The following is a 13,214-nucleotide window of genomic DNA, read 5'->3' on the forward strand; positions in this document are numbered from 1 at the left end:
GATTCGCTCGCGCTATGAGTCCTTCAAATTCCGCATGTCGTTATCGCAAAACCGCTGCGCACTTTTGCGCGACATGCGCTAGCCCGGGATCAGGCCGAAGAAGCGCTGCAGGAGATCGCCGATCATCATCGACGGCAGCAGGAAGAGCGCCGTCAGCGCCGAGGCAAGCAGGGTCTGGTTGCCGGTAATCATGCGCAGGAGCCGGAAAAGCACCGCGACGCTGACGACGAGCAGCGCCAGCCAGATCAGGCTCGTCAGGCCCTGGCTTCCCGGAATGATCAGGCGGATGGCGGCGGGAATGGCCATCGCATAGGAAAGCGGGACCGAGAGCCAGTTGGTGGTGACGACGATGGGCACCACCGCGCCGGCAAAGCCGAGCGGGCGCGATAGAACAGCGATCAGCACCAGCGGCAGCAGCCAACTGACGAGATCGACGACCAAGAGCTTGAAGATGAAGCCGATGCCGATCACCGTGCCTTCAGGCATGGCCGACAGGTAGTAGAACCGCCAGGATGCCCAGGTGACGGCGATCGCCGGCAGGCACCAGAGCATAGAGGTGAAGGAGCGCCAGAGGCCGCTCTCACTGAAATCGAGCCAGCGGAATCCCTCCTCTTTGCCCTGCGCCAAGAGCCAGAGGCCCTTGATATAGGCAAGCACCTCATCAAGCAGCGGCATGGCCGAACCAGCTGAAGATGAAGGTTTCGTAGATGTTCGTCAGCGTCTCGAGGTCGGCGACGGCAACGCGCTCGTCGACCATGTGCATGGTCTGGCCGACCAGGCCGAACTCGACCACAGGGCAGTAGTCCTTGATGAAACGCGCATCCGAAGTGCCGCCCGTGGTCGACAGCTTCGGCTGGCGGCCGGTGACCGCTTCGACAGCGCCGGAAAGCGAATCGATCAGCGCATTGTTGCGCGTCAGGAACACGTGGCTCGGGCGTTCGGCCCAGGTGATCTCGTAGCGGACGGGCGCGCGGTCGGGCCTGAGGCTGCCGCTTGCAGCCGCCCGGTCGAGCCGGGCGATGATCTCGGCCATCAGGCTTTCCGCCGTCCAGGTGTCGTTGAAGCGGATGTTGAAGGCGGCACTCGCCTTGGCCGGAATGACGTTGACGGCGCCATTGCCGACATCGATCGTCGTCACCTCAAGGTTCGATGCCTGGAAACTCTCGGTGCCGTTGTCGAAGGGCGGATCCATCAGCGCCTGGGTCAGTTGCAGGATGCCGCGCACCGGATTGTCGGCAAGGTGCGGATAGGCGGCATGGCCCTGCACGCCATTGACGGTGATGCGGCCGGAGAGCGAGCCGCGCCGGCCGATCTTGATCATGTCGCCGAGATGGTCCGGATTGGTCGGTTCGCCGACGAGGCAGGCGTCCCAGCGCTCGCCCTTGTCGGCCGCCCATTGCAAGAGCTTGGTGGTGCCATTGATTGCCGGCCCCTCTTCGTCACCGGTGATGAGGAAGGAAACCGAGCCTTTCGGGAGCCCATGTTTTTCGATGTGGCGGGCGATCGCCGCCACGAAGCAGGCGATGCCGCCCTTCATGTCGACGGCGCCGCGGCCGTACATCTCATCACCGGCGATGTCGGCCGAGAACGGGCCGTGGCTCCATGCGGCTTCGTCGCCGACGGGCACGACGTCGGTGTGGCCGGCGAACATCAGGTGCGGGCCTTCCGTTCCGAGCCGGGCATAGAGGTTCTCGATATCGGGCGTGCCGACGTCCTTCGCCACCACGCGATCGACCGCAAAGCCGAGCGGCTTCAGCATCGCCTCAAGGGCGGAAAGCGCTCCGCCTTCGGCCGGGGTGACAGAGGGGCAGCGAATGAGGGTGGCGAGATTGGCGATCGGATCGGTGGGGGTCATCTAACGCTATGCCGTCTGCTTGGCCGCTGAGGCCAATGGAATGGAGGCTGCTGGTTTATCCGATCGCCAGCGAACTGTCACGCGGGATGGGGAACTGTCACGCGGGGATGCAATGCGGCGCCGCGCCTGGGCGGAGGCGCGACGCCGCAGCGTCAGCGGGCCGGGATGGATCCGGCCCGCGTGAAGAGTGTAACGGGTAAAAAGGCCCTATTCTCCGGGTGCGAGATGCGGCGCTTCGATATGGGCTCCGGCGTGCTTCAGAGGCCGCTCGCCGGTAAGCTTGCGGATCAGCACGTAGAAGACCGGCGTCATGAAGATGCCGAAGGCGGTGACGCCGATCATGCCGGCAAAGACCGCGACACCCATGGCCGAGCGCATTTCCGCACCGGCCCCCGTGGACGTGACCAGCGGCACGACGCCCATGATGAAGGCCATCGAGGTCATCAGGATCGGACGAAGACGCAGCCGGCTCGCCTCGATCGCGGCCTTGACCGGGGTGCTGCCCGACAGTTCGAGTTCGCGGGCGAACTCGACGATCAGGATGGCGTTCTTCGCCGAAAGGCCGACCAGCACGATCAGGCCGATCTGGGTGAAGACGTTGTTGTCGCCTCCCGTCAGCCAGACGCCCACCAGTGCCGCCATGATGCCCATTGGTACGATCAGGATGATCGAGATCGGTAGCGTCAAGCTTTCATACTGGGCCGCAAGCACGAGATAGACCAGCAGCAGTGCCAGCGGGAAGACCAGGATACCGGAATTGCCGGCCAGGATCTGCTGGTAGGTGAGATCGGTCCACTCGTAGCCGATGCCGGGCGGCAGGGTTTCGGCGGCGATCTTCTCGATGGCTGCCTGCGCCTGGCCGGACGAGAACCCCGGAGCCGGGCCGCCGTTGATGTCGGCCGACAGGAAGCCGTTATAGCGGATCGCCCGTTCGGCGCCGACGGTCTGCTCGACCTTCAACAGTGCCGACAGCGGGATCATCTCGCCGGTCTGCGAACGCACCTTCAGCTTGCCGATGTCGTCGGCATGGCTGCGGTAGTTGGCATCCGCCTGGATGCGCACGCTGTAGGTGCGGCCGAAGGCGTTGAAGTCGTTGACATAGAGCGAACCCAGGTAGATCTGCAGCGTCTCGAACACGTCGGTGACCGCCACGCCGAGCTGACGTGCCTTCACCCGATCGAGGTCGGCATAAAGCTGCGGCACGTTGATCTGGAAGCTGGAATAGAGCCCGGCCAGCTCAGGCGTCTGGTAGGCCTTGGCAAGGAACGCCTTGGTCGCCTCGTCGAGCGCCTGGTAGCCGAGGCCATTCTTGTCCTCGAGCTGCAGCTTGAAACCGCCTGTTGTGCCGAGGCCCTGCACGGGCGGCGGCGGGAACATGGCGATGAAGGCATCCTGGATCGCGCCGAATTCCTGGTTGAGCTGCATGGCGATCGCACCGCCGGACAGTTCGGGCGTCTTGCGTTCCTCGAAGGGTTTCAGGGCGACGAAGACGATGCCGGAGTTCGACGAGTTGGTGAAGCCGTTGATCGACAGGCCCGGGAAGGCGATGGCGTTCTTGACGCCCGGATGCTTGAGCGCAATCTCGCTCATGCGCTTGATCACGTCTTCCGAGCGGTCGAGCGTTGCTCCATCAGGAAGCTGGGCGAAGCCGATCAGGTACTGCTTGTCCTGAGCCGGCACGAAGCCGCCGGGGATGGCGCGGAACAGCGTGAAGGTGACGCCGAGCAGCAGGACATAGACGATCATGATCAGCGACTTGCGCGTCAGGATGCGGCCGACGCCGCGGCCATAGGCCTCCGAACTTGCCCCGAAGAAGCGGTTGAAGCCGCGGAAGAACCAGCCGAAGGCCTTGTCCATCGCCCGCGTCAGCCAATCCTTCGGCGCGTGATGGTCTTTCAGGAGAAGGGCGGCCAGCGCCGGCGACAGCGTCAGCGAGTTAAGGGCAGAGATGACAGTCGAGATCGCGATCGTCAGCGCGAACTGGCGATAGAACTGACCGGTGAGGCCGGTGATGAAGGCGAGCGGCACGAAGACGGCGACGAGCACCAGCGCAATCGCGATGATCGGGCCGGAGACTTCCTGCATGGCGCGATAGGTCGCCTGAACCGGCGACAGGCCCTGCTCGATGTTGCGTTCGACGTTCTCCACCACCACGATCGCGTCGTCGACGACGATGCCGATCGCAAGCACCAGGCCGAAGAGGCTGAGCGCGTTGATCGAGAAGCCGAAGACATACATCACCGCGAAGGTGCCGACGATCGAGACCGGCACGGCGACGAGCGGGATGATCGAGGCGCGCCAGGTCTGCAGGAAGATGATGACGACAAGTACCACGAGCGCGATCGCTTCGAGCAGGGTATGGATAACCGACTCGATCGAGGCGCGCACGAATTGGGTCGTATCGTAGACGATCTCGTAGTCGACGCCTTCGGGCATGGTGAGCTTCAGCTCGGCCATGGCCTTGTGCACGTTTTCGGAGATCTGGATCGCGTTCGAGCCCGGGGCCTGGAAAATGCCCATGCCGACCGCTGGCTTGTTGTCGAGCAGCGAGCGCAGCGAGTAGTCGGCAGCGCCCATCTCGACGCGGGCGACGTCGCCAAGGCGGGTCACTTCGCCCTCGGCGCCGGATTTGACGACGATGTTGGCGAAATCCTCAGGCGTCTGCAGACGGCCTTGAGCGTTGACGGAAAGCTGCAGGTCGAGGCCGGGCACGGAGGGCGAGGCGCCGATGACGCCGGCGGCCGCCTGGACGTTCTGACCGCGCACCGCATTGGCGATGTCGCTTGCGGCAAGACCGCGCTCGGCGGCCTTCTGCGGGTCGATCCAGACGCGCATCGAATAGTCGCCGCCGCCGAAGATCTGCACCTGGCCGACGCCGTCGATGCGGGCCAGCCGATCCTTGACGTTCAGCACACCGTAGTTGCGCAGATAGTTGATGTCATATTGCCCGTTCGGCGAGATCAGGTGCACGACCAGCGTCAGGTCTGGCGAGCTCTTGACGGTGGTGACGCCGAGGCGGCGCACTTCCTCAGGCAACCGCGGCTCGGCCTGCGAGACGCGGTTCTGCACGAGCTGCTGGGCCTGATCGGGATCGGTGCCGAGTTCGAAGGTGACCGTCAGAGTCATCAGGCCGTCGGCGGTCGCCTGGCTCTGCATGTAGAGCATGCCTTCGACGCCGTTGATCTGTTCTTCGAGCGGTGTCGCCACCGTCTCGGCGATAACGGCTGGGTTGGCGCCCGGATACTGCGCGCGCACGACGATCTGCGGCGGCACGACTTCGGGATATTCGGAGATCGGCAGACCGGTCATGCCGATCAGGCCGGCCACGAAGATCAGGACCGAAAGAACGCCCGCGAAGACCGGGCGGTCGACGAAGAAGCGTGAGAAATTCATGGTATCCCCCTTGGGACGAGTTCGCGCAGACGGCGGGTGTCCCGCGGCGAAAGGTGTCGCCGCGCGGCGCTGTCTGCTGAGTGATGCCTAGGCCGGCCGCCTCTTCACACCAGGCGAAGAGGCACCTGGATTACTTGGCGATCGAGGCAGTCGTTTCCTCGACGTGCTGCGGCGCCACGACAACGCCGGGGCGAACCCGCTGCAGGCCGTTGACGACGATGTTCTCGCCAGACTTCAGGCCGCTTTCGACGATCCGCAGACCATCGGAATTCGGCCCGAGTTTCACCTGGCGATACTCGACCTTGTTGTCGGTACCGACGACGAAGACGAACTTCTTGTCCTGGTCGGAGCCGATGGCGCGGTCGCTGATCACGAGCTTTTCCTCGGGGTCCGGTTCGCCGATGCGGATGCGGACGAACTGGCCAGAGATCAGCCTGCCGTCGGCGTTTTCGAGCGCTGCACGCACCCGGATCGTGCCGGTTGCCGCATCCACCTCGTTGTTGATGAGCTGGATATGGCCCGTGATCGGCGTGCCCTCGTCGGCGGCGGTGCCGACCTGGACCGGAAGGCGCTCGATCGCGTCGCCGCCGGCCGAGGCGGCAAGCTTGGCGAGTGCGGTCGTGACCACCTCTTCGCTGGCGTTGAAGCTCGCATAGATCGGATCGACCGAGACGAGTGTGGTCAGCACCGGCGAGGCGGAGCCTGCGGCGACCAGGTTGCCGGCGGTGACGTCGAGCCGGCCGACGCGGCCGGAAATCGGCGCCCGCACCTCCGTATATTGCAGGTCGAGTTCGGCGGTGCGCAACGCCGCCTTGGCCGAGCGCACTTCGGCTTGAGCTTCGTCATAGGCGCTGGAGCGCTGGTCGACGCTGCTCTGCGGCACGGCGCTGGTGGTCACCAGCTTGCGGCCGCGCTCGAGTTCGATCTTGGCAAGCGCGACGCGCGCTTCGGCTGCCTCGACCTGGGCCTTCGCCCGTTCGACGGCCGCGGCATAGGGCTCGGGATCGATCGTTACCAAGAGATCGCCCTGCTTGACGAGCGCGCCTTCGCGGAAATGCGCCTTGAGAATGGCGCCGCCGACGCGCGGGCGAACCTCGACCCGCTCGATCGCTTCGAGCCGGCCGGAGAATTCCTCCCAGGTGGTGATACGCTTGGACTGCGCCCGCGACACCGAGACCGGCACGGCCGGAGGTGGCGCCGCGGCGGTCTCGGTTGCGGCGTCGGCCTCGAAATGCTGCGGCAGGCCGAGCATGACGGCACCACCGCCGGCGACAGACAAAAGGATACTCAGGCCGGCGCCCCAGAGGGCCCGACGGGTCACTATCGATGTCATCTTTTCTCTCCTTGCCGGTTGGGAGCCGGCGCGTTGCTTTCGATGTCAGACAAGGTGAAGGGGCTGGGTGACCGCCGCTCTCGTCTAACGCACCGTCATTTCCGCCGGCTTCGCCCCCGTCTTCTGGAAGAATCGGGAGAAGATGCCGGTAATTTCTTCCTGCTGTGCCGCCCAGTTTTCCTTGGCGACCGTATTCTGCGGCAGCCATCCGGCTCGTCCCGGCAGGACGTGAGATTCAACTGATACGCCCGCCTGACGCAGGCGTTTGGCATAGGCTTCGGTTTCGTCGCGCATCGGACACTCCTCGCTGGTGAGGATCAGCGAAGGCACGAGGCCGGCGAGCCGCGTGCAGTGGGCCGGCGCGGCGTAAGGATGCGTGAAGCCGCCGCTTTGCCCGAGGTAGCGCTGCCAGCCGTCGGCGATCGATTGCGCCGAGGACTGCGGACAGTATTGCCGGAACGATTCCGTCGCGAGACACGGGTCGAGCATCGGCGACAAAAGAATCTGGCCCTTGAGGTCGGTCAGATACTGGTCACGCGCCATCAGCGCGGCGCCGGCGGCAACATTGCCGCCCGCCTCTTCGCCGGCCACGAACAGCGACGATTTCTTGTGCGCGAACTGCGGGCAGCGCGAGCGCATCGACGACAGCATGGCGTAGGCGACATCAAGCGCCGCGGGAAACGGATTGAGGCAAGCTGTGGAATATTCCGGCGAGATCACCACGGCGCCAGCCGCCGCAAGCGCCTCGGCGACGCGCTCACCGGCGGCGATCGTTCCGCCCATGAAGGAGCCGCCATGCAGGTGCAGCACGACCGGCGGCGGATTGAGCAAAGCTTCGCCGCGGTAGACGCGTGCCGTGCAGCAGCCTTGGCCGGTCTGCATCGTCTCCACTTTGAACAGTTCGCCCATCTCTCTTGCCTTCGGCCCGAGCTCAACCCACATGTGGCGACAACACGCCACGGTAGGAGAATAACATTGTCTTCTGTCTGGAATAGTCTTTTCAAACTGACTACACTATTCGTATTCTCGAACAATTATGGCTCTTGAAAATGGACCAGCTCACGGCCATGCGTGCGTTCCTCCGGGTCGTCGAAACCGGGAACTTTACCCGCGCCTCCGCTTCGCTGAATATGCCCAAGGCGACCCTCACCAATCTCATTCAGGGGTTGGAAGCGCATCTGCGCACAAAACTTTTGAACCGCACCACCCGCCGGGTGCTGGTGACGCCGGATGGCGCGCTCTACTACGAGCGGGCCGCTCGGTTGCTGACCGATCTCGATGAACTCGACGGCAGCCTGTCGAGCGCCCAAACCCTGCCGAAGGGGCGCCTGCGGGTGGAGATGGCGAGTGCGATTGCCAACCTGATCGTCATTCCGGCCCTGCCGGAGTTCCACAAGCGCTATCCCGATATCCAGATCGACCTCGGCGTCTCGGACAGGACGGTCGACTACGTGGCGGAGAATGTCGATTGCGCCATCCGTGTCGGCACGCTTACGGACCAGTCGCTGATCGCGCGCCGCATCACCGAGATGAGCTTCATCGCCTGTGCCGCGCCCGTTTATCTCGATCGCCATGCCACGCCGCAGCATCCGTCCGATCTTTCGAAGAACTGCTATGTCGTCGGCTACTTCAGACCGCAGACCGGACAGCAGATGCCGTTCTACTTCAAGCGCGGCAACGAGGAGATCGAGGTCAACGGCCGCTACACGGTGGCAGCCAATGAATCGACCACCTATCTCGCCGCCGCCCGTGCCGGCCTCGGCGTCATCCAGGCGCCGCGCTTCATGGTGCGCGACGATCTCATATCGGGGGCCATGCGTCAGGTTCTGGAGGATTGGGAGGTCGAATCCATGCCGATCTACCTCGTCTACCCGCCGAACCGGCATCTGAGCAGCCGCCTGCGCGTCTTTGCAGACTGGGTGGTCAAGGTAGTCGCCCAATCGCAGCTCGATGCCGCCTGAGCTTCACTAGCGGCGCTCGGCGTCATAACGCTCGCGGGCCGCGTCGAGTGTCCCGAAATGCGTTTCCGCCCAACGGTCGAGCACCAGCAGGGTGTCACTGAGCGAACGACCGATCGGGCTCAAGCTGTATTCCACATGCGGCGGCACGGTCTTCTTGTCCTTGCGGACAACCAGGCCGTTGCGCTCCAGCTCCTTCAGCGTCTGCGTCAGCATCTTCTGCGAGATGTCGCCGAGCCGGCGCATCAGCGCGGCATTGCGCATCGGTCCGCCTTCGAGCGCCGAGATAATGAGCATCGGCCACTTGCCGGCGATCAGTTCCAGCGCGTGGCGTGACGAACAGGTCGGATCGAAGACGTCGGGGACGGACGTCGCGGGCGCTGGCTTGTCGTGATTTTCCATAGTTACCAAAAGGTGCGTAATTGTTATTTGGTGCCTACTCTACCAGATTGTGAACCATGTGAGAATTCCAATGGAGACGAACATGGCATGGATCATTCTGATAGCGGCGAGCCTCGTCGAGATCGTCATGGGGCTGGCGCTGAAATACGCCGAGGGCTGGACGAAACTGATGCCGAGCGCGATCGGCATCGCGGCAGCTCTCGGCAGCGTCTATCTCCTGACGATCGCGATGCGAGACCTGCCGGCAGGCACAGCCTATGCCGCCTGGACCGGCATCGGCTCGGTCGGCATCACTGTGCTCGGCATCGTGCTCTTCGGCGACCCGGTCTCCTGGATGCGCATCACCTGCATCGCGATGATCATCGTCGCCGTCGCCGGCCTTCGCTTCCTGGAAGCCTGAGACCACATCGTTCGCAACCCTGCTCACGAAAAAAGCGCCGCGATCCGATCGCGGCGCTTTTTAATTGACTGAGAACTCTGCCGGTGTCGGCTTAGCCCTGGCGGTTCTTGGCGTTGCCCTTGGGCTTGGTTTTGGGCTTGAAGCCGCCGTCCTTGCTGGCGTCCGGCTTGCCCTTCTTCTTGTTGTTCCAGGGCTTGTCGGCACCCTTGGCCGGCGGCCGGTCCTCGGTATGGGTCGGTCCATCGGAATAGGCGGCCTTCTTTTCGAACTTCCGCTTCGGCTTGAAGTCGCCGCGATCATCGCTCCGCACAGCATCGTCGGAATAGGGGCGCTTCTTGGCAAAGCCCGGCTTGTCCTTGGAGAAGTTTGGTTTGTCCTTGGAGTAGCTCGGCTTTTCCTGACGCTGCTGCGAGAGGTCAGGCGCGCCGGCGAGCGGCTTCACGCGGATGCCTTTCTCCAGCATCTTGTCCTTGCCGATGGCCGACAGGAACCGTTCGGCACCCTCGGAGGTCATCTCGACGAAGGTTTCCTCCTGCTGCATGCGGATCGCGCCGATGTCGCGCTTCGTCAGCTTGCCGTGGCGGCAGAGCATCGGGATCAGCCAGCGCGGCTCGGCGCTCTGCTTGCGGCCGACCGATAGCGAGAACCAGCTGCCGTCGCTGAAATCCGCGCGATCGGCGCCGAAGTCCTCGCGGGGTCCGGCGCGCTCGTCCCGGCGCGGTTTGGCGCGATTGTCGCCGACGGCAACCTCGATCAGGTCCTCCGGGGCGGACCGTCCCGAACGGAATTGGCGCACAAAGGCGGCGGCCATCTGTTCGGCGCCGTGACGTTCGATGAGCGCCGCGACGATCGCCTCCTCGTCCTCGCGGATCGGCTCGGCAAAGCTCGTGTCGGCAAGCAGGCGCTCGTCGTCACGCTGGCTGACCTCGTCGGCCGACGGTGGCCGCGCCCATGTCGCGGTGATCCGTCCGCCGTCGAGCAGGCGCTCGGCCTTGCGGCGCTGGTTGACCGGCACGATCAGCGCGCTCACCCCCTTCTGGCCGGCGCGGCCGGTACGGCCGCTGCGGTGCAGCAGCGTTTCCGAGTTGGTCGGCAGGTCGGCGTGGATGACCAGTTCGAGGCCCGGCAGGTCAATGCCGCGGGCGGCGACGTCGGTGGCGATGCAGACGCGGGCGCGGCCGTCGCGCATGGCCTGCAGCGCGTGGGTGCGCTCGTTCTGGCTGAGCTCGCCCGAGAGCGCCACCACCGAGAAGCCGCGGTTGTTGAAACGGGCGGTCAGGTGGTTGACCGCGGCGCGGGTCGAACAGAAGACGATCGCGTTTCTGGCCTCGTAGTAGCGCAGCACGTTGATGATCGCGTTCTCGCGATCGTTCGGCGCCACCGTCAGGGCGCGATATTCGATGTCGACATGCTGCTTCTGTTCGGAAGCGGTGCTGATGCGCACGGCGTCGCGCTGGTAGTTCTTGGCGAGCGTGGCGATCGATTTCGGCACGGTTGCCGAGAACATCAGCGTGCGGCGGTCATCGGGGGATTCCTCGAGAATGAATTCGAGGTCCTCGCGGAAGCCGAGGTCGAGCATCTCGTCGGCCTCGTCGAGCACGATGGCGCGCAGCGAGGAAATGTCGAGCGAGTTGCGGCGGATATGGTCGCAAAGACGTCCGGGCGTGCCGACGACGATGTGAGCGCCGCGTTCCAGCGCCCGCTTCTCGGTACGCATGTCCATGCCGCCAACACAGGAAGCGATGGTCGCGCCGGTTTGTTCGTAGAGCCATTCGAGCTCGCGCTTCACCTGCAGCGCCAATTCGCGCGTCGGGGCGATCGCCAGCGCCAGCGGTGCGCCGGCCGGGCCGAAGCGGCGCTCGTCACCCAGCAGGGTCGGTGCGAGCGCAAGGCCGAAGGCGACCGTCTTGCCGGAACCGGTTTGCGCCGAGACCAGCGCGTCCCTGTCGGCGAGCTCCGGGTCGCGCATCGCCTTTTGAACCGGCGTCAATTCGTTGTAACCGCGTTTTGCCAACGCCTCGGCGATCGCAGGCGCGATCCCTTCGAATTCAGTCATATCGTATCTTTCGGATTTCGGTCGTCATGCCCAGGACGAACGGATCGTCATTGGCGCGAATTGCCGTGGCCAGCACGTCGCGGGCCTGTCATGGCGCGCTACATACGCGCTCGCACGGTTCTTGTACAGGGGCGAAGGGTCCAGAGCGGGATGAGGAAAGGTGTGCACGGCTTTCCGCCCGCATCCCGCTCCAACTTACAGGAAACGATCCTTTTGTGATTTTGGGTCGATCCGATCCAAAATCATCGTGTCTAGAGTCCCGGTTGGTCGCTGCGCGCGCCGAATTCGTTGGGTCCCGGCTCACCCGGCCACAGGCAAAGCGCGATGAAGACCACCGGGCTGAGGACGGGAATGAACAGACAGAGCGAGAGCGGTCCGGGATAGCCGATATCGTGCAGGCGCTTGATCGCCAGCATGGCGATCGAGGGCAGGGAGACGATCGCCGAGATGGCGAACGCCAGCGTCCAGAGGGCCAGCGCCGTCTCGTGTTCTTCGTTGGCAACCATCCTGGCGACGATGAAGCCGCCGATGAGGAACCAGAACAGCCAGGACAGGAAGAAGGGCAGGCGGCCGATGCGACCGGAGGGGCTGAAGAACAGCCAGGTCATGCTCGGCTGCGGCCCCTCCGGTGTCATCGCATCAGTCCCGCAGCAGCTCGTTGATGCCGGTCTTCGAGCGGGTCTTCTCGTCGACGCGCTTGACGATGACGGCGCAATAGAGGTTCGGTGCCGGCTGGCCGTTGCCCATGGTCGAGCCGGAAGGCATCGAGCCTGCGACGACGACGGAATAGGGCGGCACTTCGCCATAGGTGATTTCGCCGGTGGCGCGGTCGACGATCTTGGTCGACTTGCCGATGAAGACGCCCATGCCGAGGACCGAGCCCTCGCGCACGATGCAGCCTTCTACGACTTCCGAGCGGGCGCCGATGAAGCAATTGTCCTCGATGATCGTCGGGCCGGCCTGCATCGGCTCCAGTACGCCGCCGATGCCGACGCCGCCAGAGAGATGCACGTGCTTGCCGATCTGGGCGCAGGAGCCGACGGTTGCCCAGGTATCGACCATCGTGCCTTCGCCGACATAGGCGCCGAGGTTGACGAAGGACGGCATCAGGATCGCGTTGGGGGCGATATAGGCCGAGCGGCGCACGACACAGTTCGGTACGGCGCGGAAGCCGGCCTTCTCGAATTCGTTGACGCTCCAGCCGTCGAACTTCGACGGCACCTTGTCCCACCAGACGGACTGGCCCGGGCCACCCTTGACGATTTCCATCGGGTTGAGGCGGAAGGAAAGCAGCACCGCCTTCTTCAGCCATTGATTGACCGTCCACACGCCATCCTCGCCGCGCTGGGCAACGCGGACCTTGCCGCCGTCGAGCAGGTTCAGTGCCGTCTCCACGGCATCGCGCACTGCGCCGCGCGTTCCGGTGTTAACGGAATCGCGGTCTTCAAAGGCGGTCTCGATCGTCTGCGACAGGGAGGTGAGGTCGTGGTTCGTCATCGGAATTCCTTAAAGTTCGGCGGTTATCCTGCGAAAGCTCTACTGCATAATTCCTCAAATCGGAATCGATTTAAGGACAAAAATACGCAGCAGATCTAGGTGCTGCAGCGATCTTGACACGTCTTGGCGGACGTGTGGCGCTGTAGAAGCCGGTCCTGAAAAGTTGAAGGGCTTTTCAGGCCGATGCGCTTGCCCGGGGTTGGCAAATCCGGGCGATTCCTGCACTACAGCGCCGCGCACCCGTTCGGGACGCGCAAGGGGCGCGCAGCGCAGTGGTGCGCTTGCAACCTTCATGACCGAGGATTGAGGATAGGACGCGT

Annotated in this window: 11 protein-coding genes; 2 read left to right on the forward strand and 9 right to left on the reverse strand. The window is 64.2% G+C overall.

Annotated elements, in window-relative coordinates; all coding sequences use genetic code 11:
- Positions 1-78: 78 nt before the first annotated feature.
- The 5 genes from ACTJKM_RS16765 to ACTJKM_RS16785 form a co-directional block, all read right to left on the reverse strand.
- Complete coding sequence (locus ACTJKM_RS16765; protein ID WP_112994125.1) at positions 79-675, reverse strand: hypothetical protein; 597 nt, start codon at positions 673-675, stop codon at positions 79-81.
- Complete coding sequence (gene dapE, locus ACTJKM_RS16770) at positions 662-1,855, reverse strand: succinyl-diaminopimelate desuccinylase (RefSeq protein WP_112994124.1); 1,194 nt, start codon at positions 1,853-1,855, stop codon at positions 662-664. The genes ACTJKM_RS16765 and dapE overlap by 14 nt, the downstream gene beginning before the upstream one ends.
- A gap of 207 nt (positions 1,856-2,062) precedes the next feature.
- Complete coding sequence (locus ACTJKM_RS16775) at positions 2,063-5,248, reverse strand: multidrug efflux RND transporter permease subunit (RefSeq protein WP_112994123.1); 3,186 nt, start codon at positions 5,246-5,248, stop codon at positions 2,063-2,065.
- Positions 5,249-5,378: 130 nt separating this feature from the next.
- On the reverse strand, positions 5,379-6,581 hold the full coding sequence (locus ACTJKM_RS16780) for an efflux RND transporter periplasmic adaptor subunit (protein WP_440660656.1): 1,203 nt from the start codon (positions 6,579-6,581) through the stop codon (positions 5,379-5,381).
- Between the two features lie 84 nt (positions 6,582-6,665).
- Complete coding sequence (locus tag ACTJKM_RS16785) at positions 6,666-7,490, reverse strand: alpha/beta hydrolase fold domain-containing protein (protein ID WP_112994122.1); 825 nt, start codon at positions 7,488-7,490, stop codon at positions 6,666-6,668.
- A 140-nt stretch (positions 7,491-7,630) separates the two neighbouring features.
- On the opposite strand from ACTJKM_RS16785, the gene ACTJKM_RS16790 reads away from it, so the two are divergent.
- A complete protein-coding gene (locus ACTJKM_RS16790) occupies positions 7,631-8,542 on the forward strand; it encodes a LysR family transcriptional regulator (RefSeq protein WP_112994121.1) in 912 nt (303 codons plus the stop codon).
- A 6-nt stretch (positions 8,543-8,548) separates the two neighbouring features.
- Here ACTJKM_RS16790 and ACTJKM_RS16795 read toward each other — a convergent pair whose 3' ends face one another.
- The gene (locus ACTJKM_RS16795) at positions 8,549-8,941 is read right to left on the reverse strand and encodes a winged helix-turn-helix transcriptional regulator (RefSeq protein WP_112994120.1); all 393 of its coding nucleotides are present in this window, start codon (positions 8,939-8,941) and stop codon (positions 8,549-8,551) included.
- A gap of 82 nt (positions 8,942-9,023) precedes the next feature.
- On the opposite strand from ACTJKM_RS16795, the gene ACTJKM_RS16800 reads away from it, so the two are divergent.
- Positions 9,024-9,341, forward strand: a complete 318-nt coding sequence (locus ACTJKM_RS16800; RefSeq protein WP_058323709.1) for a DMT family transporter — start codon at positions 9,024-9,026, stop codon at positions 9,339-9,341.
- 91 nt (positions 9,342-9,432) lie between these two features.
- Here ACTJKM_RS16800 and ACTJKM_RS16805 read toward each other — a convergent pair whose 3' ends face one another.
- From ACTJKM_RS16805 to dapD, 3 genes are all read right to left on the reverse strand, one after another.
- Complete coding sequence (locus tag ACTJKM_RS16805; protein ID WP_112994119.1) at positions 9,433-11,397, reverse strand: DEAD/DEAH box helicase; 1,965 nt, start codon at positions 11,395-11,397, stop codon at positions 9,433-9,435.
- Positions 11,398-11,648: 251 nt separating this feature from the next.
- Positions 11,649-12,032 (reverse strand): DUF805 domain-containing protein, encoded by a 384-nt coding sequence (locus ACTJKM_RS16810; RefSeq protein WP_058329084.1) that lies wholly within the window; start codon positions 12,030-12,032, stop codon positions 11,649-11,651.
- Positions 12,033-12,036: 4 nt separating this feature from the next.
- Positions 12,037-12,894, reverse strand: a complete 858-nt coding sequence (dapD, locus tag ACTJKM_RS16815; RefSeq protein WP_058329083.1) for a 2,3,4,5-tetrahydropyridine-2,6-dicarboxylate N-succinyltransferase — start codon at positions 12,892-12,894, stop codon at positions 12,037-12,039.
- Positions 12,895-13,214: the final 320 nt, after the last annotated feature.

The sequence above is a fragment of the Ensifer sp. 22460 genome (assembly GCF_052044935.1).
Classification (GTDB): domain Bacteria; phylum Pseudomonadota; class Alphaproteobacteria; order Rhizobiales; family Rhizobiaceae; genus Ensifer.

What these genes read in the sequence shown, in the direction of transcription:
- ACTJKM_RS16765 (WP_112994125.1), bottom strand. Translation starts at nt 675, where the DNA reads ATGCCGCTGCTTGATGAGGTGCTTGCCTATATCAAGGGCCTCTGGCTC.
- dapE (WP_112994124.1), bottom strand. Translation starts at nt 1,855, where the DNA reads ATGACCCCCACCGATCCGATCGCCAATCTCGCCACCCTCATTCGCTGC.
- ACTJKM_RS16775 (WP_112994123.1), bottom strand. Translation starts at nt 5,248, where the DNA reads ATGAATTTCTCACGCTTCTTCGTCGACCGCCCGGTCTTCGCGGGCGTT.
- ACTJKM_RS16780 (WP_440660656.1), bottom strand. Translation starts at nt 6,581, where the DNA reads ATGACATCGATAGTGACCCGTCGGGCCCTCTGGGGCGCCGGCCTGAGT.
- ACTJKM_RS16785 (WP_112994122.1), bottom strand. Translation starts at nt 7,490, where the DNA reads ATGGGCGAACTGTTCAAAGTGGAGACGATGCAGACCGGCCAAGGCTGC.
- ACTJKM_RS16790 (WP_112994121.1), top strand. Translation starts at nt 7,631, where the DNA reads ATGGACCAGCTCACGGCCATGCGTGCGTTCCTCCGGGTCGTCGAAACC.
- ACTJKM_RS16795 (WP_112994120.1), bottom strand. Translation starts at nt 8,941, where the DNA reads ATGGAAAATCACGACAAGCCAGCGCCCGCGACGTCCGTCCCCGACGTC.
- ACTJKM_RS16800 (WP_058323709.1), top strand. Translation starts at nt 9,024, where the DNA reads ATGGCATGGATCATTCTGATAGCGGCGAGCCTCGTCGAGATCGTCATG.
- ACTJKM_RS16805 (WP_112994119.1), bottom strand. Translation starts at nt 11,397, where the DNA reads ATGACTGAATTCGAAGGGATCGCGCCTGCGATCGCCGAGGCGTTGGCA.
- ACTJKM_RS16810 (WP_058329084.1), bottom strand. Translation starts at nt 12,032, where the DNA reads ATGACACCGGAGGGGCCGCAGCCGAGCATGACCTGGCTGTTCTTCAGC.
- dapD (WP_058329083.1), bottom strand. Translation starts at nt 12,894, where the DNA reads ATGACGAACCACGACCTCACCTCCCTGTCGCAGACGATCGAGACCGCC.